Origin of the sequence: Edaphovirga cremea (assembly GCF_003332275.1) — a bacterium.
Taxonomy (GTDB): Bacteria; Pseudomonadota; Gammaproteobacteria; order Enterobacterales; family Enterobacteriaceae; genus Edaphovirga; species Edaphovirga cremea.
This window is the reverse complement of the sequence record NZ_QOVA01000029.1, coordinates 21,035-42,190: the sequence shown is the minus strand read 5'-3', so window position 1 is coordinate 42,190 and position 21,156 is coordinate 21,035. Positions and strand designations below refer to the sequence as shown.

Below are 21,156 nucleotides of genomic sequence, written 5' to 3'. Positions count from 1 at the left end.
CCTCGCTAATGGTGAGCGTGCCAATACCGGCGCGGCCAACAAAGAGGCTCTGGGTTATATCCCACAAACCACCAGTCGACACATTGACGGTACCCGTCGACCCAACGTAGTTGCCGAGAATGCCAAGTCCTGTGTTGGTAACCTTGCCGCCGTCGTTAATGTTGAGCGTGCCATCACCATAGAAGCCAATATTGAGGCTCTCATTACTCCATAGCGACCCGGCACCGGACACGTTAACAACGCCTGTCGCCCCGTCTTCGCGGCCCATATAAGCCGAGGTATTGCTCACCACGCCGCCCGCGCTAATGTTGAGTGTGCCAGTGGCGTAGTAGCCCATAGTTAGATTGCTGCTAATATTCCACTGTGAACCAACATCGGACACCTCGACAAGGCCCGTCGCATTGGTGAGCCTGCCAATGTAAGAGGCATCCGTGGATGTTACACTCCCACCGTCCTGGATCAGCAACGTGCCCGCGTTAGTCTCACCCACCGACATGCCAGTAGTCGTCCACGGAGAATTTTGTGTTCCTGGAACAGTGACGATCTGGCCATTATTAATCGTCTCAAACGCATAGACAGCGGGGGCTAATAACAGGTTTAGTGGACCTACTATCAGGGCTAATGAATATATTTTCATAAATGATTTTACCTGGTTTTAAATTAGTAAAAATTTAGTAATTATTGTAATGATAATGTTTATGAAATATTAAAATGGGGATATTTAAAAAACTATCCCAAATAATAGCCAGCAATGAAAAAACATGAATAATCATCGCGTAACATTTATTTTGATAAAAGAATAGTAATTTATTCTTATAGTTCAGAATGGGAGGAAGGGCGAATACGAGGTGTAAAGCGAAACGGTTTAGGGGCTTTCTCATGTCTATCATACAATCCTTCGCAATGACAAAACTTTACTCTAGATGTTTTTTCCAATGATTTTCCGTTCATCAGAATATCTCTATTAATTTTGTCACCATCCATTTTATCAACATAAATGCTTATATCATTAAGCATAAATGCAACATGTTATTAATTTTTACAACAATTTAGTTATCAACGAATTGCGCTAAGAAGATTCCTATTATCTCCTCAAATGATAACTGTGTACATACGACTGATATATCATCAAATCTTTGTATGCATACATTGGTAATATAAACATATTGCTTTAGCCTATAATAACGACATCAACTTTATTTTCAATGGAAAATTTTCCAAATCACATAGAAAATTAGAGAACGCCATATAATTCAAAGAGGTTGCTTCGGTTTATTCTTAATCACCATCAACTTACTGGTGTGGTTGTTTACCATGAAGTTTTTATAGTGAGTTTTCAGTACCACTGAGCGGTACGCTGGGGCTCCCTCCGACTGTTTTCAAAAATTATATAATCGGGTAGCTCAGCTTAATAGTAGATAATTTAAAGGGACTCAATCCGGTTTGAGCTATCTGATCAATCGCCAAAAAGAACAAATAACCCAACCGGACCGAGAAGAGTGTGCGTCTCACAACTGAATTGATTACGGCAGACGCGTTAACAGTGAGTCGCTTTACTGATAGGCTATATCCCAGTGATCTCTGAGGAAAATGCCGGATGAAACCGAAGTCAGCCACCCTGAATGACGTTGCCCGCCATGCCGGCGTGTCATACCAGACCGTCTCTCGCGTGCTCCATAACTCCACGCACGTCTCGGACGAAACGCGGGAGCGCGTCGAGCTTGCTATCGCTATGCTGGACTATGTACCGAACCGTATGGCGCAGCAGTTGGCAGGAAAGCAAACTTTCACGGTCGGTCTGGTTACCACTTCCCTTTCGTTTCACGCGCCCTCGCAAATCGCTTCTGCCATCAAGGCGCATGCTGAACCGCTGAATTATCATGTGGTGATCGCCATTATTGGTGGAACCCAACGTGCTGATATTCAACAGGCTATCAACGAACTGAAGGCGCAGCGGGTCGATGGCATCATCATCAACGCTCCGCTTGAGACAGCAGATGCCTGTGCATTGAACAGCAGCAATGAAAGCACCCCGTGCCTGTTCCTCGATGTCGAGCCAGATTCCAGCGTCTTCCAGATCATCTTCAATCCACAGGATGCGTCGACTGCCAGCGTCGATTATCTGGTGAGCCTGGGGCATCGGGATTTTGTGTTGCTCAATGGGCCGCTGAGCTCGGTGTCAGCCCGCATGCGCCAGCAGAGTTGGATTAGCGCATTGGAAAAACAGGGGCTTACCCCGGTGGGTAGCGTTGTGGGCGATTGGAGTTCGGCGAGCGGTTATCAATGTACGCAGGAAATAATCCGTACCTGCCCGCCCTTCAGCGCTATTTTGGTGGGCAACGATCAAATGGCATTGGGCGTACTCAGCGCATTGCATCAGCAGGGAATATTGATTCCTCAGCAGGTATCGGTTATTGGCTACGACGATACGCAAGACAGCGAATTCTTCTTCCCTGCGCTGACGACGGTCTCACAGGATTTCAGTCTGTTGGGGAAAGAAGCCATTGAAAGACTGGTCAAACGCCTGAGCGATGGGCCAACGGACGAGAATCTCTCCTTGATTCTACCGACGCATCTAGTGATTCGCCATTCAACCGCTGCATGCCATTCCACCCAACAGATCGAAACCCATAAGCTTGCCGCAGAACTCAAGCGCATCGCACAGCGTTTATTGCAGTAATTCCTACTCAAAATCATGGTAACTCCCTACCTGATTATGATAGTTGTCCGTCATTATCACCACTAACGCACAGCCGACAAATTGACCTTGAAAGAACGCTAAAGCGGTCTTCTGATTCTATTGGCGGCATTTGTGACAGCTGACGTGTCATCTATAATATTGCCGTAGGCGGCTGCCGTTATCATCGTTTCATTCTGACCCACTTGCAGTACCCGTTTGTGTCCCTCTGTAGAGGAGGCAATCACATTTTCTATCTCTGACTCAGAGTAATATTTTGACAGCGCACCAACCTGCATATTTACCTTTCCAGAGGGCAAGGGGTTACTGTGAGTTCTTGCGACATTGTCATAAACTCGTTGTGCAACTTCTCTATTCTGATAGATTTTGAATTGTTTTTCGCGGGTGCCTATTTTTTTAAACACTTCCGGATCGTGAATAAGACTACCTTCCTCTGGAAGGGTGCCTGCGGCCAGGTTCTCGTCTATTTCTCTCAAAATGGCATCTTGCTCAGATCCAAGGCCCGACACTCCCTCTGTCGCGACTGTTGGCACCGATCTGATCACATCGGCGCCAATAGTGGGTATCACTTCTGCGTCCATTACGTTTGTAGCAGTGACTGTCGCCACTTTCGCTGTCTTTTTGGCAGCTTTTCTTCCCGCCCCAACTCCAAACAGTGCCAACAACCACTTAATTCCGTGCCCTGTTGGATCACGGAAATTAATGGGATCGCCTTCAACGTAGGCAAAACCATTTGCCCCGCCGATACTAAACGGGCTCAGACTGTCCTGACTCGCAAAACGTTTCAGGACAGGATTAAACCCCCGGTAGCCGTTACCCAACAAATAATTTCCCGTCACAGCTGAAATACGCTGACCAGTGTAACCTATACTTATTTTTGACATCATCCTCACCTGTTTCCATCGTTCCGATATATTATTAAAAGATGGAATAGAATGATTATTCATGCGGCGTTTTTTTTGCCCACGTTATGCCTCTTTTGTATGCCCGTGGATTTATTTCAACAGAGAAAGATTGACTACAATTAAACGCGCCGCATATCGATATGCGGGATACCGTCTTCGTCGTAAACCTCTGAAGTGGTAACGAAGCCAAAACTGGCATAGAACTTTTGCAGATGCGCCTGCGCGGAAAGTACGATGCCAGCCTGCGGCCAATGCGCGTCGCACGCCAGCAATGCCTTTTCCATCAGCGTGTAGCCGAGTTTCAAACCGCGCGCCTCAGGGGCAATAATCACCCGACCGATCGCCACCTCGCCGACAGCATCGCCACGTTCCAAAATGCGACTGTTTTCAAGAATACTTCTATTTTCAAGAATACGTCTATTTTCAAGTATACGTAAATAGGCCAATAGCTTGCCGTCTTGCCAGGCGATCACATGGCGATTTCCGCCAACCAAATCCAGACCGTCGACATCCTGATACGGGCAGTGTTGCTCGACAACAAAGACCTCACATCGCAGCGCCAGAATCGCATAAAGTTGGGCCGCACTCAGTTGTGAATGATGGAGATCCTGCCAAATCAGTTGCATACCCGCTCCTGGGTTCAATGAATACCAGACAAAAAAGAGATAACCGGGAATGATTATCTCTTATGATTATGCCTTGGGGCAGCAATATTACGCGATTTTCTTCTCTGGCGATTTCCGCACCGGCGCATCACCCGCAACGAAATACGCGGCGCTGCTTTTTGCCAATGGTTGACGGTCACGGATACGATCGGCGATTTTCTCTGCAATCATAATGGTCGTGGCGTTGAGATTCCCGGTAATGATTTGCGGCATGATTGACGCATCGACCACCCGTAACCCTTGCAGGCCATGCACCCGTCCCTGGCCGTCAACCACGGCCATCTCATCCTCACCCATTTTACATGAGCATGATGGATGGAACGCCGTCTCGGCATGTTCCCGAATGAATGCATCCAGTTGGTCATCGCTTTGGACATCAACGCCGGGGCTAATCTCACGACCACGGTATTTGTCCAGCGCAGGCTGCGCCATAATCTCGCGGGTGATGCGAATCGCATCGCGAAACTCATGCCAGTCCTGTTCGCTCGACATATAGTTGAACAGAATGCTGGGATGCTGGCGCGGATCTTTCGATTTCACCTGCACCCGGCCACGGCTCGGGGAGCGCATCGAACCGACATGCGCCTGAAAACCATGCTCTTTCACCGCGTTGCTGCCGTTATAGTTGATGGCGACCGGCAGGAAATGGTACTGAATATTCGGCCAGGCAAACTCTTCGCGACTACGGATAAACCCGCCCGCCTCGAACTGATTACTGGCGCCGACGCCGGTACCGTTGAACAGCCATTCGGCGCCAATTTTCGGCTGATTGAACCACTGCAACGCCGGATAAAGCGAGACCGGCTCCTTGCAGCTGTATTGCAGATACATCTCAAGGTGATCCTGCAGGTTCTCCCCGACGCCGGGCAGATCGTGCACCAGCGGAATATCCAGACGGGCCAGCAATTCTGCCGGGCCTACGCCCGAGCGCTGCAAGATTTGCGGCGAGGCGATCGCACCGCCGCACAGCAAAACTTCACGGCGTGCATGGGCCGTCTTGCTGGTGTATTCATCGCCCTTGAAGTAGCTGACGCCAACCGCGCGTTTTCCGTCGAACAGGATCCGGTCGGTCAGCGCATGGGTCACAATGGTCAGATTGTTGCGTGAACGCGCCTGATCGAGATAACCGCGTGCCGTGCTGGCGCGACGCCCTTTTGGGGTCACGGTGCGATCCATCGGACCGAAACCTTCCTGCTGATAACCATTCAGATCGTCGGTTCGCGGATAACCCGCCTGTACACCGGCGTCGACCATCGCATGAAACAGCGGATTGTTGCCATTTTTGGGTGTGGTCACGCTGACCGGCCCGTCACCACCGTGGAAATCATTGGCACCGATATCGCGGGTTTCCGCTTTGCGAAAGTACGGCAGGCAGTGCAGGTAACTCCACTCCTCCAGCCCCGGCGCGCTGGCCCAGTTGTCAAAATCCATCGCATTGCCGCGGATGTAGCACATACCGTTAATCAGGGACGAACCGCCCAGCCCTTTGCCGCGCCCGCACTCCATGCGGCGGTTATTCATATGCGGCTCAGGATCGGTTTCATACGCCCAGTTGTAGCGCTTGCCTTGCAGTGGAAACGCCAGCGCTGCGGGCATTTGCGTACGGAAATCCAGACGGTAATCCGGGCCACCAGCCTCAAGCAACAAGACTTTTACGTCGGTATCTTCCGTCAAACGGGTTGCCAGCACGTTACCTGCCGAACCGGCACCGATGATGATGTAATCGTAATCCAATGGATATCTCCTCCTGTTTGGAATTAAAAAACAGAGCTGAAGCTACCCAACTCAACCTGTACTGATTTAATCTGCGTGTAATGTTCCAGCGTGCTGAGGCCATTTTCACGACCTACGCCAGAATGTTTATAGCCACCGACGGGCATTTCCGCCGCCGATTCGCCCCAGGTATTGATCCAGCAGATACCCGCTTGTAGCTGATGGATTACCCGATGCGCACGGTTCAAATCCTGCGTAACCACCCCTGCCGCCAAACCGTACTCGGTATTATTGGCGCGCCGAATGACTTCCTCTTCCGTCTTATAGGTGAGAATACTCATCACCGGCCCGAAGATCTCTTCACGGACAATTTGCATATCATCACGGCACTGGGTGAATACGGTTGGTGCAACGTAAGCGCCGTGCGCCAGAGCGCCTTCGGTCAGACAATCGCCGCCCGTCAGCAGCGTTGCGCCCTGACTTTTCCCGGTGTCGATATAACGCATCACGCAATCGCGGTGCTGGAAACTGACCAGCGGGCCAAAATTGACGTTGATGTCGCTCGGGTCGCCAATGCGGATACGGTTGACGCGCTCAACGATCTTCTGCTCAAACACCGCCAGCAACGCTTCAGGGACAAACACCCGCGTACCGTTGGTGCAGACCTGCCCCGAACTGTAGAAATTCGCCATCATGGCGATGTCGGCCGCTTTATCGAGATCGGCATCGGCGAAAATGATCAGCGGCGATTTCCCCCCCAATTCCATCGTGACGTCTTTCAGCGTCGATCCGGCGGCGTTAGCCATGACTTTTTTGCCGCTGGCAACGCCCCCGGTGAAAGAGATCTTCGCAATTCCCGGATGCTCGGTAAGCATCTGTCCGACGCCAATACCGCTGCCGGTCAGTACGTTGAACACGCCGTCTGGCACGCCGGCCTCGGTGTAAATTTCCGCCAGCTTCAGCGCCGTCAGGGAGGTCACTTCACTCGGTTTGAAGATCATGGCGTTGCCCGCCGCCAGTGCCGGGGCAGATTTCCACAGCGCGATCTGAATCGGATAGTTCCAGGCACCGATACCGGCGACCACGCCCAGCGGCTCACGGCGGGTGTAAACAAATGAACTGTCGCGCAATGGGATCTGCTGCCCTTCAATGGCCGGGATCAGGCCCGCATAATATTCCAGCACGTCGGCACCGGTCACGATGTCCACCGCCAGCGTTTCGGACAGGGGTTTGCCGGTGTCTGCGGTTTCAATCGCCGCCAGTTCATCGTTACGGTCACGCAGAATATCCACGGCACGACGCAGAATGCGCGAACGCTCCATTGCCGTCATTGCCGCCCACACTTTCTGACCTTGCTCTGCGGCAGCAACCGCCTTGTCCACATCCTCCGCGCAGGCCGCCTGGATTTGCGCAATGACTTCACCATTGGCGGGATTCACGGCATCGAAGGTATTGCCACGGGCGCTGTCGACATAAGCCCCGTTGATATAAAGCTTTTGCATGCCGTAGCGCAAATTTTGTAACTTATTGATAGACATGGTCTCTCCTGTCTTTTTTACTACTGGACGCCATTCGGTTGATGCTCGCTGGCCAATTGATCCTCAATGTATTGATGGGTAATCAGTAGTGCTTCCTGGCGGTTGAAACGTTCCCCGCTCAACGCACTGCGCAACCACAATCCATCGATCAGACCGGCCATACCTTTGGCGGCGAGCCGCGCTTTCTCACGCGGTAGACAGCGCCTGAACTCAGCGCATAAATTTGAATAGAGTCGGCGACTATTCACCTGCTGCAACCGATGAAGTTGCGGGCTGTGCATGCTGCTCGCCCAAAACGCCAGCCAGGTTTTCATCGCCGCACTGTTGGTCTGGCTATCGTCGAAATTACCTTCAGCGATAGCGCGCAATCGTGCCCGTGGGGCGTTTTCGGTCTGTGCCCGCAAGCGCTGCCTGACCGATTCACCAAGGTGGTTGATTAAATAGCGCATGGTGGCTTCCAGCAGGCCATTCTTGTCACGGAAGTAGTGACTGATGATACCGTTGGAGACCCCCGCACGACGCGCAATCTGCGAAATGGAGGCGTCGTGCATCCCCACTTCGTTCACGGCGGCCAGCGTCGCCTCGATTAATTGCTGCCGTCTGATCGGCTGCATTCCTACCTTGGGCACGGATCTCGACTCCTATAAATTCAATCAATGAATGCCGTCAGCAAGATTTTTCCTGGCGATCAACGACGGCTTTTTGACATCAACAACGGTTTTTTTGACGACCGTTTGGCCTGCTACTGACTCCATTAAACTTTTTTTTGATTGAACGTTCAATTAAAAATGAATATATTTCATTACCGACACGTTAACGATTTGTATGGGATTTGATTGGATGTTGTTGATATTCAGGCGTTAATCCACGGATCTTGCTACGAAACAGTTTGGATCGGTGTTTTTTTCATACGCATTTGCTGGCAAGTGTACTCAGCGGATCTCCTGTGATCGGCTTTTTTATCTTGATATGCGCTAAGGCGCGCTTAACCATCAAGTGCCCTTTTAAACTTGTGCAGGGGAAACGATGGCAGCTTCAGACATCGACACAAAACCGCAAAAAGATACGTTAAATCCAGTGGTGTTCTTTACGTCCGCGGGGTTGATTCTCGCGTTCTGTCTCATGACTATTTTTTATACCGATCTCTCCAATAAAGGGATCGGCGTGGCGCTCAATTGGGTATCAGCGACGTTTGGCTGGTACTACCTGCTGGCGGCCACGCTGTATATCGTCTTTGTGATTTACATCGCGACGTCGCGTTATGGCTCAATCAAGCTCGGGCCAGAGCAATCGAAACCGGAATTCAGCCTGATGAGTTGGGCAGCGATGCTGTTCGCTGCGGGGATCGGCATCGACCTGATGTTCTTTTCGGTGGCTGAGCCAGTAACGCAATATATGATGCCACCTGAAGGTCAGGGACAGACGCTGGAAGCCGCGCGACAGGCGATGGTCTGGACCCTGTTCCACTACGGGCTGACCGGCTGGTCGATGTATGCGTTAATGGGAATTGCGCTCGGTTACTTCAGTTATCGCTATAACCTGCCCTTGACCATCCGCTCGGCGCTCTACCCGATCTTTGGCAAAAAAATCTACGGCCCCATCGGCCATAGCGTGGATATCGCGGCGGTCGTCGGGACTATTTTCGGCATCGCCACCACGCTGGGGATCGGTGTGGTACAGCTTAACTACGGCCTGAAAGTCCTGTTCCATATCCCGGAAAACCTGACGGTGCAGGCTGCGCTCATTCTGCTGTCGGTCATTATGGCAACGGTGTCCGTGACGTCGGGTGTCAACAAAGGCATCCGTATTCTCTCGGAACTTAACGTTTTGCTGGCGCTGGGATTGATCCTGTTCCTGCTGTTTTGGGGAGACACCGAGTTCCTGCTCAATGCACTGGTGCTCAACGTGGGTGACTACGTCAATCGCTTTATGGGCATGACGCTCAACAGTTTCGCCTTCGATCGCCCGACCCAGTGGATGAATAGCTGGACGCTGTTCTTCTGGGCGTGGTGGGTGGCGTGGTCGCCGTTTGTTGGTCTGTTCCTGGCGCGTATTTCTCGTGGCCGTACAATCCGTCAATTTGTGGTTGGCACGCTGATTATTCCTTTCGTCTTTACCCTGCTCTGGCTGTCGATTTTCGGCAATAGCGCGCTGTACCAGATCATTCATGGCAACATCGCGTTTGCCAACGAAGTGATGGAGTTCCCGGAACGCGGTTTCTATAGCCTGTTGGCGCAGTATCCCGGATTTACCCTGAGCGCCTCTGTTGCGACCATCACCGGCCTGCTGTTTTACGTCACATCGGCGGATTCTGGTTCGCTGGTGCTGGGGAATTTCACCTCCCGTCTGGCCGATATCAATAATGATTCCCCTACCTGGCTGCGCATCTTCTGGTCGGTGACGATTGGCTTACTGACGCTGGGCATGCTGATGACCGACGGTGTCACCGCCCTGCAAAACGCGACGGTGATTATGGGGCTGCCGTTCAGCTTTGTGATTTTCTTCGTCATGGCAGGATTGTACAAATCATTGAAAGTTGAGGATTACCGCAAAGCCAGTTCACAGCAAACGCCCGCCCCTACGCCAGTGTCTGGCGATGAAGTGCTGAACTGGAAGCAACGTTTGTCGCGGGTAATGAATTACCCTGGCACGACCTACACAATGAAAATGCTCGATACCGTGTGTCGCCCAGCCATGCAGGAGGTGGCACGGGAGTTGGCGCTGCGCGGCGCCAAAGTGCAATTCAACGAACTGCCACCGAAAGATGACGAGCGGCTGAATCATCTGGAACTGCTGGTGCGTCTGGGCGATGAACAGAACTTCGTTTACCAGATCTGGCCGCATCGCTATTCCGTTCCGGCATTCACCTATCGCGCACGCTCGGGCAAATCGCACTATTACCGTCTCGAAACCTACCTGCTTGAGGGCACACAGGGCAATGATTTGATGGATTACAGCAAAGAGCAGATCATCAATGACATTCTTGACCAGTATGAGCGTCACCTGAACTTCCTGCATATTCAAAGCGAAGCACCGGGAAATACGCTGATTTTCCCCGATCAGTAACCGCAGATCTATGGCGTTATAGTGCTTATGAATCTCGCCCGATGGCAGCCACACTGAATTAGGGACAGGGCACCCACATTGCGGTTTTGTGGGTGCTTTTTTTATTTTTCCGTTTGCAAACCCCGCATCGCAACGCTAATTTTCCGCAGTATGCACATGACGGCTTTTGACGCCCGCATTGTTCATTTTTTCCCGCGCTTCAAACTGATCTCCCGGTTCAATCTCCAGTCCCCGCTGCCCCTTGCCTACGCGCGGATTCAGCGCCAACTCGACCAATATCGGGAAGTGATCGGAGCCTATTTCCGGCAGGCGTTGCAGATCGCGCAGCGTGAAGTCTTTACTGTGGAAAACGTGATCCAGCGGCCAGCGCAGGAAGTGAAAAGTGGCATGAAATGTATTGAACATTCCACGGCCACGGCGCGGATCGAGCAGTCCGCTGATCTTCATAAACAAGCGGGTGGTGCGTGACCACGCCACGTCATTCAGATCGCCCGTGACGACAGTCGGAAAACTCGCCCTCGCCGCAGTGTGCCCGACAGCGACGAGCTCGCCATCACGATTGGTTGACTCGTCGTCCTCCGTCGGACTCGGCGGCATCGGGTGCAGGCAATGCAAAACCACCTCATCACCCGAGTCCAGCGTGACGCGAAAATGCATCGATGGAATACCCTCGGCCACCACACACTGGATCAGCGGGTCCTGCATGGGCAGACGGGAATAGACGTGCATGCCATACAGATTGTCCTGCGGGCATTTCAGGGTGTGCTGATAGTCGTTTTCCAATACATTGAGCTGCGCCTGCCACCAGAGATCGGTCTCCAGTGTCACCAGAATATCGGGCTGATGTTGTTCAACGAGCGCCAACAGTTTATCGCTTTGCTGGTTGGTCATCAGCACATTGGCCGTCACGATTTTAAGCGTCGGCAGATTGTTCAGGCGCGACGCCCGCACCTGTTTTGGGTACAAACGCGTGTAAGGCAAAATCCACAGGGCGTGGTAAATCGCGCAGGCCATGGAAAGGACAATAACGATTTGCGCCGCCGGGCCACCGAATGGCATCAGTGCCATTTCTGTCAGGAAAAACAGCAGCGACAGCGTCGCCATCTGTAAGCGGGGAAAATCCCAGACTCGCACCCACCACGCCTGATTCCGCCAAAAGGGCAATAGCGTCAGAATGGTCATAATCACGGTTAAAATAACGAACGTGCTACGCAAATAATCCATCTATAAAGTAAATCCCTAAAAAGTCTGGTCGTTATTAACGGCTGGTTAATAACAAAATAGTTATTGGCTGATGCGCCTGATTTCTGGTGTTGGCAAGAGTATAGGCCATTTCCCTTATTTGACTGCCGCTCAGACATTTCCGGTAGAAACCTTTGATGACAAAATTGTTGGCGCTTCATCGAACCCCTTGGCGATTTTTAGGCCACGCTTAATCCGCCATGGAGCGAAATGGTTCTCTCCGTGCCCGCCCTCGTTCAAGCAGGAGATAAAGATGAATTCAGTCCCGAAACTGGCCAGCCTGTTGCTCGGCTCGTTGCTGCTGTGCAGCGGCCTCGTCAAAGCAGAGGAAAATGCGGTCGCCCCGCTGCGTGGAACCATCGATTCGGTCAACGAGACGTCAATGCAAATCACCGATCGCAAAGGTGAAAAAATCAGCGTACAACTCACCGACAAAACCCGCGTCAATGGCGTCGTGAAAGGTAAAATTGAGGATATCAAAACCGACAGTTTTATCGGCACAGCCGCTGTCCCCCAATCTGACGGCACGCTGAAGGCGCTGGAGGTGCACGTTTTTGCCCCGAGCCTGCGCGGCAGCGGCGAAGGTTTCAGGCCGTTTGAATCAGCCGATGGCAGCATGAATACCATGACCAACGGCACCGTCGGGAAATTGGTCAATACCCAGGGACGAACCCTCACCCTGAAATATGGTGATAAAGAGAAGACGGTGGTGGTTCCTGACAATGTCCCGATCGTGACGATCTATCCCAGCGATCGCAGCCTGCTGAAGCCGGGCGTCCATGTCATTGTGTCCGCACAGAAAGATACCCAGGGTAATCTGATCGCCCGTGGCGTCTCTGCCGGTAAAGATGGCACCATCCCACCGATGTAACTGTCACTGTGCAGGAGCGGGATAACGGAGGAAAACAATACTTCGTTGTAGACTGCTTTGAGAATGCCTGGCTTTGAGAATGCATGGCTTTGAGAATGTATTGCTTTGAGGATAATAGAAAACGGCCCGAAAAGGGCCGTTTTGCTGAGATTACGTTATCAGGCCAGGGGCCTTAGAAACGGTAACCTACACCTGCGATCCAGGTACCGACATCCACGCTGCGGATACGGCTTTGTTCGTAGGAAACGTCAAGCGCCACGTTTTCCATTGGATTGAACTGCAGACCCGCACCGTAAGAAACGCCCACATCGCTGTTGCGGTTCTTGGTGCTGTTGTCGTTGTCACGGAAGTCGAATTGACCTGTACCGAAACCAACAACACCATAGATGCTTGCCCAGTCATTCAGACGGTAAGCAGGACCTGCGGTGATACCGTAGTACTGGCCCTTGATGTATTCGCCATTGCTATTTTCGTTTCGAGTAATGTAGGTGAAAGAACCGATTACACCCAGTGGATTGCTGTTGTCGAATTCATAGCGGTATTTTAAGTTGAAACCTTTGGCTTTGTTGATAACGCCTTGCGCATCACCCTGCGCGTAACCACCGGTAACCGTACTCTGACCTGCAAATGCGCTGGTTGCGCCGATAGCTAATACGCAAGCTAAAGCTGAAAGACATGCAATTTTTTTCATACCCACCTCAAATGAGAAAATTAATTACCTTCACGACATAAATATAACAAAAAATAGGGGGAAACTCTCCCTCTTATAAGATGTCTAAACGATCCTATCGTGTAACAGGAGGTTTCTAGCACGGTGTATCTTCTTAAAAAAAAGCACTTTTTCGGATTTTCTTTATCCTCGTTTTTTATGGAACTTTTTACCGAATGCGGATGATTCTTACAAGATTGTCTAAAAAACCATCGATTACAACGAGTTCCTCCTGTTGAACTGTTAAAAAAATGTTTACGTAAATCCCACAACTCAGTAAGCAATTCCTTTACACTGTCATTTTTCATGTTCGCTACAGCACGACCGGGCGGTATCCGCGTTAGTGTCTGTAAGAAAAGGCTAAAGGGATGTCCACGTTGTTGAAATCTACCTCCCCGTCTCCGCTATTACCCGTCACGCTTCTGGTGATAGCGATGATCTCGATTCAGGGTGGCGCCTCTCTGGCCAAGTTGCTGTTCCCATTGGTCGGCGCACCGGGCATTACCGCACTGCGTCTCGGTCTGGGGACATTGATTCTTTTTGCCATTTTCAAACCGTGGCGAATGCGCCTGAGCCCAGGCAACCGCCTGCCGCTGCTGGTCTATGGACTGGCGCTGGGCAGCATGAACTATCTGTTTTATATGTCCATCCGTACCGTGCCGCTGGGTATTGCGGTCGCGCTGGAGTTCACCGGGCCGTTGGCCGTCTCGATGCTTTCCTCTCGGCGCCCGATTGATTTCTTATGGGTGACGCTGGCGGTGCTTGGTTTGTACTTCCTGTTACCGCTCGGCGAGAATATCGGCAGTATTGATGTATCCGGGGCGCTCTTTGCGCTAGGGGCCGGCGCCTGTTGGGCGGTATATATTATTGCCGGTCAGAAGGCGGGCAGCAATAATGGCCACGGAACGGTGGCATTGGGTTCGCTGGTTGGCGCGCTGATATTTTGCCCGATTGGGATCATGCAATCCGGGCTGGCGATTTTCAGCCCGTCGCTATTGCCTCTGGCGCTGGCCGTCGCCGTGCTTTCCAGTGCATTGCCCTATTCGCTGGAAATGGTGGCGCTGACCCGCCTCCCTACCCGCACTTTCGGCACCTTGATGAGCATTGAACCGGCCATGGCGGCGCTATCCGGCATGATCTTTCTGAATGAACACCTGACGCTGACGCAATGGCTGGCGTTGGCTGCTATCATCAGCGCCTCGATGGGCGCGACAATGACCATAAAACCCAAGCCAAACATTCAGGATGTGGATACCAAACCACGTCATCAGCACGTTAAAAAGTAAATCCCCGCTTATTCACCGTAAGGAGCCATCATGCAAATTCGCATCGCTACGCCCACTGACTTCGATCAAATGTGGCCCCTGTTTCAGCATGTAATCGCCGGGGCAGACACCTACGTTTTTGCCCCGGATACCTCCCGTGAAGATGCGTTTGCCTATTGGTTCGCCCCCGGCGTGCGCTGTTACGTCGCGCTGACGACAGGGTCAGATGAAAGGATCGTGGGGATGTACAAACTGGTCGCCAACCAGCGCGATCTGGGATCGCACGTCGCGAATGCCTCGTTCATGGTGGATGCCGCCCAGCGCGGTGCCGGGCTGGGCCGCTTGCTGGGTGAACACTGTTTGCAGCAGGCGCGGGCGTTGGGCTTTACCGCGATACAGTTCAATTTTGTGGTCAGTACCAATACGCGAGCCATCGCCCTGTGGAAAAAACTGGGATTCAGCGTAATTGGTACCGTCCCCAAAGCCTACCAGCACCGCGAAGCAGGACTGGTTGACGCATTGATTATGCACCGGTTTTTGCAATAACTGCGCGGCAAGAATCGATCGGCTGGATGCGGTACTGTTCAGCGGGCAAATCAAGAGCCAGGGTTGACGGTGTGATTCGCCACCGACGCAACAAAACGCTCGGTATCTGCCGGACAGCGCAGGTGAATAAAGCGAATATGCGAGTTGCGCGGATCCGCCATCATGCGCAGATATTTGTCGCGGTTCGGTCGATAGGTTTTTATCGTCCATAAAACGATCGACTCGCGACTAAAAAGCAAACGTTGCAATGTTTCGTAGTTGCCGGTGTCGGGCCAGAGCTCCTGATGACGCCAGAGGCGAGTTGTCGCACGGCGCACGGCTTGCCACAGCGTGCGACAAAAACCGTAATCGACCCACACCACCCAATCAACGTCCCGCCATTTCATTTCCTGGGTGCGTTTATAGTTGCCGTCCAGCACCCAGTCGGGTATTTCCAACGCCTGCGCCACCTGCTGCACAAATTCTTCTTTGGGGGTGAACGTCCAGTCTTTGCGCCAGTAGATTTTATCCATTTCAATGTAAGGGATCGCCAGTGCCTGCGCCAAACGCCTGGCCAAGGTGCTTTTACCGCTGCCGCTGGTGCCTATCACATTAATTTTCATCGTCTGTCCCGGCTCGCCGTCCAAAAAATGGGCACATATTTTAGCGGCTCAACCGTACAAATTCATACTGTTTTCATGGTTTAATCACAGAAATGCGACGATCGTTACTATTCTTCACTTGCTCAATGCGATCAGTCCGGCTATCACATTAGGCTCAACCTTAGCCATCGCGGAGCCGCACCATGCAGGATTGGAATCCCGACCTTTATCGTCAATTTGAAGCTGAAAGAACCCGTCCCGCGCACGAGCTGCTGACCAGAATCGAGAATGCCACCGCCAAACGGGTAACCGATCTGGGCTGCGGGCCGGGTAACTCTACCGAACTGCTGGTCAGGCGCTTTCCCGACGCCACGATTACCGGTATCGACAGCTCGTCCGCCATGCTCGCCAGCGCACGCAAGCGCCTGCCGGACTGCCGATTTATCCAGGCTGATATCAGCCACTGGCAGGCCGACGCGCCACAGGACATCATTTATGCCAACGCGTCCCTGCAATGGGTAGGCGATCACGTCCAATTGCTGCCGCATTTGATGGCGCAGCTCTCATCACGCGGCATACTGGCTATCCAGATGCCGGATAATCGTGAAGAGCCGAGCCATCGGGTAATGCGCGACGTGGCGGGCAGTGACAGTTGGAAAAGCAAAATAGGTGACGCTGCGGCAACGCGGGTAAAAATTGAATCCGTCGATCGCTATTACGATTTACTGGCCGCGCACTCGGTCAGTATCGATATCTGGCGCACCACCTATTTTCACGTCATGCCTTCTCCGTCGGCGATTGTTGAGTGGGTGCGATCAACCGGACTCAGACCTTTTCTCGATGCGCTCAACGAATCCGAGCAGCAGGAATTTCTGGAGCAGTACACCGCCGGGATCGTCAGGGCGTACCCGTCACGCGCCGATGGCCGGGTGTTGCTGGCTTTTCCACGGCTGTTCATTGTGGCGCAAAAAGGCATATAAACGATCGGTGATTAAAAACATTCTGCCATGAGAAATGGGAGAAATTCGGTGCTGATATATATTGCAACATTCCCTCACAGCGGGGAGTGAAATATCAGCATCGCAGGGACACCTTATCCGGAAATATTATGCCAATGTGTCAGAAATTTCATGCCTGATTTCCCTTTCGTGTGAGGAGTGGATCACCTCTCCATTGTGGGAAAATCACACAAAATATGTCTACCCCTCGCATTTACAACCAAAAAATAACGCAATGAAAATAATACTCATTTTAGCTCAATGAAATAAAACAATTATAAAACATAAGGATAAAAATATTTTTCCTCCGCAAGGTTGATTTGCCTTATATCAACCCTCAGGTTATTAAACAGGGCGACGCGATATATGACTATTATCAGCGTTGACGTTGGATAACGTTGCCACGTTATAATTCAGTGTGATAATCCAACCACAGTATATTGACGAAAGAATCTGCCTATCGAAATAGGCTATTTGAACGATAGGCGATATTATCCGGCAAAATCAGAAAACGTTGCTATAATTTAATGGTAGTTTAAAAAAAACATTCAGAATGAAACGATACAATCAAGAGGATATTTCTATGAGTACCGCTAAACTGGTGAAAACGAAATCTTCTGATCTTCTCTATACGCGAAATGATGTGGAAGAAAAAGTAAAGTTGGAAACGATTAAGGTACTGAACCGGATGGTGATTCAGTTTATCGATCTTTCCCTCATCACCAAACAGGCACACTGGAACATGCGCGGCGCGAACTTTATCGGCGTTCATGAGATGCTGGACGGTTTCCGTACTTCCCTCACCGCCCATCAGGATACCTTTGCAGAACGTGCCGTACAGTTGGGCGGCGTTGCTCTGGGAACCGTGCAGGTTGTGAATGACAAGACACCACTGAAAAGTTACCCAACCAATATTCATACTGTGCAAGAGCACCTGAAGGCACTGGCCGATCGCTATGCCGTCGTCGCCAATGATATTCGTAAGGCGATCAGTGAAGTAGAAGATGAAGATACGGCTGATATGTTTACCGCCGCATCGCGTGACCTGGACAAGTACCTGTGGTTCATTGAATCCAACATCGAGTAATTTTTATCGGGTTCAGATCCTGGTATCGGGTTCAGATGTAGTGTGTTTGAACGCGCTTCAATCCATACCCTGAGAAGTGGATATTGCGGGTTGATGGCGAAAACCATCAGCCCGTTATTCATAGTGATAGCGTTGCCTAGGTTTTTATCATCATTTAAGGAGCCAGATTATGGCCAGTGGCTGGGCGCAAGATGGTGCAGTTCAGGAACAGATCGATTCCACCATTGACGACGCAGTGCAACGCGCACGACATGCCCTCGGTCAGGGCGAAAGCGCACTGTATTGCCATGAATGTGGTGAACCTATCCCTGAAGCGCGCAGAATGGCGCTGAAAGGCGTCAAATTTTGTATCAGTTGTCAAAACGCGTTGGATAAACAGGAACGCGATCATGCCGGATACAATCGGCGTGGCAGTAAAGACAGCCAGTTACGTTAATCGGGCAGTAATGCAATTCCCCTCATTACTGCCTTTTTTGCCTATTCATTGCGCATCGCCTCTCTGAATTATGCGTCACCCAATGCCCGCGCCTGTCTATTTTGCACTCACTTGCAGCAGCAACACCCGTTTCGCTCTACAAAAGTTAGCGTTATTGGTCACAAATAAAGATATTTTGTTAAATGGCGATTGTTTTTCCCCCTATTTCCGGTTAAAGATAAAACAATGCACCATTTGCGATCCCGCGCACTATTTCGGGTCACCATTTTGGTGCAAAAAGCGTTTGTGAGAGTCTTTTTCTGTCTTTATGCGAAAAATCTCATTACGAAACAACGGCCTTAACTATTGGCACGATTATTTCATAGCACAATGTGCAACATATAAAACCTAGACAGTAAAAAGGAAATGCCACGCATGAAATCAATTTTGAAAGTTTCCCTGGCCGCACTGACGCTGGCCTTCGCCGTTTCCTCCCACGCAGCAGACAAACTGATCGTTGCCACCGACACCGCATTCGTTCCATTTGAATTCAAACAAGGCGACAAATACGTCGGTTTCGATATCGACCTGTGGGACGCCATCGCCAAAGAATTGAAGCTGGAATACACCCTGAAGCCTATGGATTTCAGCGGTATCATCCCTGCGCTGCAAACCCGCAACATCGATCTGGCGCTGGCGGGCATCACCATTACCCCAGAGCGTAAAAACGCGGTGGACTTCTCCGACGGTTACTACAACAGCGGCCTGACCGTTATGGTCAAAACGGATAACAACGAAATCAAAGGTGAGCAAGACCTGGTCGGTAAAGTACTGGCAGTCAAGAGCGGTACCGGTTCGGTGGATTACGCCAAGGCCAACATCAAAACCAAAGATCTGCGTCAATTCCCAAATATCGATAACGCCTATCTGGAACTGGGCACAGGCCGCGCCGACGCGGTTCTGCACGATACGCCAAACATCCTGTACTTCATCAAAACGGCGGGTAATGGTCAGTTCAAAGCGGTCGGTGATTCCATCAAGGCCCAGCAATATGGTGTAGCGTTCCCGAAAGGCAGCGATCTGCGCGAGAAGGTCAATGCCGCGCTGAAGACCCTGCGTGACAACGGTACCTATGCTGAAATCTATAAGAAATGGTTCGGTGTAGAACCCAAGTAATTGACGGATACCCTTCAGTTACGTCTGATGGTGGGTTAACCTGCGCACGGGGCCACTTATGGCCCCGCTCTTCGTTAGGCTACCTTTTCAGCTAACACCTTGTTTTATGGCAAATAGATCGTTTTACAGTGGATAGATCGTTTTACAGAGAATAGATCGTTTGTCGACAATATTAAGCCAGTTAAGTCAAATGGTTGGATTCAGTCAGATAATGATAAGTTTAACGATCTTTCGCTGACGGCATTCTCATTTGTCAGTGCCGGTTATTTTCCAGGAGAAGATTCATGCAGTTTGAATGGAGCGCCATCTGGCCTGCTCTCCCTATCCTGCTCGAAGGCGCCAAGATGACCCTGTGGATTTCAGTCCTCGGGTTGCTGGGTGGCTTGATCATTGGCGTCGTGGCGGGTTTTGCCCGCGCATTCGGTGGCTGGGTTTCCAGTCATATTGCCTTGGTTTTCATAGAGCTGATTCGTGGTACCCCGATCGTGGTGCAGGTGATGTTTATCTACTTCGCCCTGCCGATGATGATGCCTGTACGCATTGATCCCTTCAGTGCTGCGGTGGTGACCATTATCATCAACTCCGGTGCCTACATTGCGGAAATCACCCGTGGAGCCGTATTGTCGATTCACAGCGGCTTCAAAGAGGCCGGTCTGGCGCTGGGTCTGTCCAGACGTGATACCCTGCGTTACGTGATCGCACCGCTGGCGCTGCGCCGCATGCTGCCGCCGTTGGGTAACCAATGGATCGTGAGTATCAAAGACACCTCGCTGTTCATTGTTATCGGTGTCGCCGAGTTGACTCGCCAGGGCCAGGAGATCATTGCCGGTAACTTCCGCGCAATGGAGATCTGGACCGCCGTGGCCGTGATTTACCTGATCATCACACTGGCGCTGAGCTTCGTCCTGCGCCGGTTGGAAAGAAAACTGAAAATAATATGATTGACTTTAAAAACGTCTCCAAACACTTTGGTAAAACCCAGGTGCTCCACGACATCAATCTGCACATTTCTCAGGGTGAAGTTGTGGTTATCATCGGCCCATCGGGGTCGGGTAAATCGACGCTGCTGCGCTGCATCAATAAGCTGGAAGAGATCACTACAGGCGACCTGATTGTCGATGGCCTGAAGGTTAACGATCCCAAGGTTGATGAACGGCTGATCCGCCAGGAAGCGGGTATGGTGTTCCAGCAGTTTTATCTGTTCCCGCATCTCACCGCGTTGGAAAACGTCGCGTTTGGCCCAATCCGCGTGCGTGGCGCCAAAAAGCCTGAGGCTGAAAAGTTGGCGAAAGTGCTGCTGGCCAAAGTCGGGCTTTCCGAGCGGGCGCACCATTACCCGTCAGAGCTTTCCGGTGGTCAACAGCAGCGCGTGGCGATCGCCCGTGCGCTGGCGGTCAAGCCGAAGCTGATGCTTTTTGATGAGCCAACGTCTGCCCTCGATCCGGAATTGCGTCATGAAGTGCTGACGGTAATGAAAGATCTGGCGGAAGAAGGCATGACCATGGTCATCGTCACCCATGAAGTTGGTTTCGCTGAGAAAGTGGCGTCGCGGTTGATTTTCATCGATAAAGGCCGCATCGCGGAAGATGGCGATCCGCATGCGCTGATCAGCAACCCACCCAGCGACCGGTTGCGTGAGTTTTTACAGCACGTCTCCTGATACGTTCTGCCGCGCGGGTGT

The 21,156-nt window shown here is 51.5% G+C and carries 19 protein-coding genes and 2 pseudogenes; 11 read left to right on the top strand and 10 right to left on the bottom strand.

The window, feature by feature from the left end:
- Positions 1-337, bottom strand: a pseudogene (locus DRI82_RS24455) (autotransporter outer membrane beta-barrel domain-containing protein); the annotation flags it as partial.
- Between the two features lie 3 nt (positions 338-340).
- A pseudogene (locus DRI82_RS24825) lies at positions 341-637 on the bottom strand (hypothetical protein); the annotation flags it as partial.
- Positions 638-1,597: 960 nt separating this feature from the next.
- Here DRI82_RS24825 and DRI82_RS21640 point away from each other — a divergent pair.
- Positions 1,598-2,680 carry a LacI family DNA-binding transcriptional regulator gene (locus tag DRI82_RS21640; protein ID WP_114195978.1) on the top strand — a complete coding sequence of 361 codons (1,083 nt, stop codon included), beginning with the start codon at positions 1,598-1,600 and terminating at the stop codon, positions 2,678-2,680.
- A gap of 98 nt (positions 2,681-2,778) precedes the next feature.
- Here the strand turns inward: DRI82_RS21640 and DRI82_RS21635 are convergent, their stop codons facing one another.
- From DRI82_RS21635 to betI, 5 genes are all read right to left on the bottom strand, one after another.
- Positions 2,779-3,645, bottom strand: coding sequence for an RHS repeat-associated core domain-containing protein (locus tag DRI82_RS21635; RefSeq protein WP_114195977.1), 867 nt, complete (start codon positions 3,643-3,645; stop codon positions 2,779-2,781).
- Positions 3,646-3,722: 77 nt separating this feature from the next.
- Positions 3,723-4,229 carry a GNAT family N-acetyltransferase gene (locus DRI82_RS21630; RefSeq protein ID WP_114195976.1) on the bottom strand — a complete coding sequence of 169 codons (507 nt, stop codon included), beginning with the start codon at positions 4,227-4,229 and terminating at the stop codon, positions 3,723-3,725.
- An 87-nt stretch (positions 4,230-4,316) separates the two neighbouring features.
- Positions 4,317-6,002: a choline dehydrogenase gene (gene betA / locus DRI82_RS21625; protein ID WP_114195975.1), complete on the bottom strand. Its 1,686-nt coding sequence runs from the start codon at positions 6,000-6,002 to the stop codon at positions 4,317-4,319.
- Between the two features lie 23 nt (positions 6,003-6,025).
- On the bottom strand, positions 6,026-7,519 hold the full coding sequence (gene betB / locus DRI82_RS21620) for a betaine-aldehyde dehydrogenase (RefSeq protein ID WP_114195974.1): 1,494 nt from the start codon (positions 7,517-7,519) through the stop codon (positions 6,026-6,028).
- Positions 7,520-7,539: 20 nt separating this feature from the next.
- On the bottom strand, positions 7,540-8,148 hold the full coding sequence (betI, locus tag DRI82_RS21615; RefSeq protein WP_114195973.1) for a transcriptional regulator BetI: 609 nt from the start codon (positions 8,146-8,148) through the stop codon (positions 7,540-7,542).
- A gap of 397 nt (positions 8,149-8,545) precedes the next feature.
- On the opposite strand from betI, the gene DRI82_RS21610 reads away from it, so the two are divergent.
- Positions 8,546-10,585: a choline transporter gene (locus DRI82_RS21610; protein WP_114195972.1), complete on the top strand. Its 2,040-nt coding sequence runs from the start codon at positions 8,546-8,548 to the stop codon at positions 10,583-10,585.
- A 135-nt stretch (positions 10,586-10,720) separates the two neighbouring features.
- Here the strand turns inward: DRI82_RS21610 and DRI82_RS21605 are convergent, their stop codons facing one another.
- Entirely contained in the window at positions 10,721-11,809 is a 1,089-nt protein-coding gene (locus DRI82_RS21605; RefSeq protein WP_114195971.1) for an endonuclease/exonuclease/phosphatase family protein, read from the bottom strand.
- A gap of 271 nt (positions 11,810-12,080) precedes the next feature.
- On the opposite strand from DRI82_RS21605, the gene DRI82_RS21600 reads away from it, so the two are divergent.
- Entirely contained in the window at positions 12,081-12,698 is a 618-nt protein-coding gene (locus tag DRI82_RS21600; protein WP_114195970.1) for a DUF5666 domain-containing protein, read from the top strand.
- A 172-nt stretch (positions 12,699-12,870) separates the two neighbouring features.
- Here DRI82_RS21600 and ompX read toward each other — a convergent pair whose 3' ends face one another.
- Entirely contained in the window at positions 12,871-13,389 is a 519-nt protein-coding gene (gene ompX / locus DRI82_RS21595; protein ID WP_114195969.1) for an outer membrane protein OmpX, read from the bottom strand.
- A gap of 386 nt (positions 13,390-13,775) precedes the next feature.
- On the opposite strand from ompX, the gene rhtA reads away from it, so the two are divergent.
- Positions 13,776-14,693, top strand: coding sequence for a threonine/homoserine exporter RhtA (rhtA, locus tag DRI82_RS21590; RefSeq protein ID WP_114195968.1), 918 nt, complete (start codon positions 13,776-13,778; stop codon positions 14,691-14,693).
- Between the two features lie 30 nt (positions 14,694-14,723).
- Positions 14,724-15,218 carry a GNAT family N-acetyltransferase gene (locus DRI82_RS21585; protein WP_114195967.1) on the top strand — a complete coding sequence of 165 codons (495 nt, stop codon included), beginning with the start codon at positions 14,724-14,726 and terminating at the stop codon, positions 15,216-15,218.
- Between the two features lie 50 nt (positions 15,219-15,268).
- Here the strand turns inward: DRI82_RS21585 and DRI82_RS21580 are convergent, their stop codons facing one another.
- The gene (locus tag DRI82_RS21580; protein WP_114195966.1) at positions 15,269-15,820 is read right to left on the bottom strand and encodes a shikimate kinase; all 552 of its coding nucleotides are present in this window, start codon (positions 15,818-15,820) and stop codon (positions 15,269-15,271) included.
- Between the two features lie 182 nt (positions 15,821-16,002).
- Between DRI82_RS21580 and tam the strand changes: the two genes are divergently transcribed.
- From tam to glnQ, 6 genes are all read left to right on the top strand, one after another.
- Positions 16,003-16,779, top strand: a complete 777-nt coding sequence (tam, locus tag DRI82_RS21575) for a trans-aconitate 2-methyltransferase (protein WP_114195965.1) — start codon at positions 16,003-16,005, stop codon at positions 16,777-16,779.
- Positions 16,780-17,380: 601 nt separating this feature from the next.
- Positions 17,381-17,884 (top strand): DNA starvation/stationary phase protection protein Dps, encoded by a 504-nt coding sequence (gene dps, locus DRI82_RS21570; protein ID WP_114195964.1) that lies wholly within the window; start codon positions 17,381-17,383, stop codon positions 17,882-17,884.
- Between the two features lie 169 nt (positions 17,885-18,053).
- Positions 18,054-18,320 (top strand): DksA/TraR family C4-type zinc finger protein, encoded by a 267-nt coding sequence (locus tag DRI82_RS21565; protein ID WP_114195963.1) that lies wholly within the window; start codon positions 18,054-18,056, stop codon positions 18,318-18,320.
- 414 nt (positions 18,321-18,734) lie between these two features.
- Positions 18,735-19,475 (top strand): glutamine ABC transporter substrate-binding protein GlnH, encoded by a 741-nt coding sequence (glnH, locus tag DRI82_RS21560; protein WP_114195962.1) that lies wholly within the window; start codon positions 18,735-18,737, stop codon positions 19,473-19,475.
- 284 nt (positions 19,476-19,759) lie between these two features.
- Complete coding sequence (glnP, locus tag DRI82_RS21555) at positions 19,760-20,416, top strand: glutamine ABC transporter permease GlnP (RefSeq protein ID WP_114195961.1); 657 nt, start codon at positions 19,760-19,762, stop codon at positions 20,414-20,416.
- A complete protein-coding gene (gene glnQ / locus DRI82_RS21550) occupies positions 20,413-21,135 on the top strand; it encodes a glutamine ABC transporter ATP-binding protein GlnQ (RefSeq protein ID WP_114195960.1) in 723 nt (240 codons plus the stop codon). Before glnP ends, glnQ begins: the two co-directional genes overlap by 4 nt.
- Positions 21,136-21,156: the final 21 nt, after the last annotated feature.

Bases quoted from the DNA above. Each gene is read 5' to 3' on its own strand.
- tam (WP_114195965.1), top strand. From the start codon at position 16,003: ATGCAGGATTGGAATCCCGACCTTTATCGTCAATTTGAAGCTGAAAGA.
- DRI82_RS21580 (WP_114195966.1), bottom strand. From the start codon at position 15,820: ATGAAAATTAATGTGATAGGCACCAGCGGCAGCGGTAAAAGCACCTTG.
- rhtA (WP_114195968.1), top strand. From the start codon at position 13,776: ATGTCCACGTTGTTGAAATCTACCTCCCCGTCTCCGCTATTACCCGTC.
- glnQ (WP_114195960.1), top strand. From the start codon at position 20,413: ATGATTGACTTTAAAAACGTCTCCAAACACTTTGGTAAAACCCAGGTG.
- DRI82_RS21630 (WP_114195976.1), bottom strand. From the start codon at position 4,229: ATGCAACTGATTTGGCAGGATCTCCATCATTCACAACTGAGTGCGGCC.
- glnH (WP_114195962.1), top strand. From the start codon at position 18,735: ATGAAATCAATTTTGAAAGTTTCCCTGGCCGCACTGACGCTGGCCTTC.
- DRI82_RS21640 (WP_114195978.1), top strand. From the start codon at position 1,598: ATGAAACCGAAGTCAGCCACCCTGAATGACGTTGCCCGCCATGCCGGC.
- glnP (WP_114195961.1), top strand. From the start codon at position 19,760: ATGCAGTTTGAATGGAGCGCCATCTGGCCTGCTCTCCCTATCCTGCTC.
- DRI82_RS21635 (WP_114195977.1), bottom strand. From the start codon at position 3,645: ATGAATAATCATTCTATTCCATCTTTTAATAATATATCGGAACGATGG.
- DRI82_RS21585 (WP_114195967.1), top strand. From the start codon at position 14,724: ATGCAAATTCGCATCGCTACGCCCACTGACTTCGATCAAATGTGGCCC.
- dps (WP_114195964.1), top strand. From the start codon at position 17,381: ATGAGTACCGCTAAACTGGTGAAAACGAAATCTTCTGATCTTCTCTAT.
- DRI82_RS21565 (WP_114195963.1), top strand. From the start codon at position 18,054: ATGGCCAGTGGCTGGGCGCAAGATGGTGCAGTTCAGGAACAGATCGAT.
- ompX (WP_114195969.1), bottom strand. From the start codon at position 13,389: ATGAAAAAAATTGCATGTCTTTCAGCTTTAGCTTGCGTATTAGCTATC.
- DRI82_RS21600 (WP_114195970.1), top strand. From the start codon at position 12,081: ATGAATTCAGTCCCGAAACTGGCCAGCCTGTTGCTCGGCTCGTTGCTG.
- DRI82_RS21605 (WP_114195971.1), bottom strand. From the start codon at position 11,809: ATGGATTATTTGCGTAGCACGTTCGTTATTTTAACCGTGATTATGACC.
- DRI82_RS21610 (WP_114195972.1), top strand. From the start codon at position 8,546: ATGGCAGCTTCAGACATCGACACAAAACCGCAAAAAGATACGTTAAAT.
- betB (WP_114195974.1), bottom strand. From the start codon at position 7,519: ATGTCTATCAATAAGTTACAAAATTTGCGCTACGGCATGCAAAAGCTT.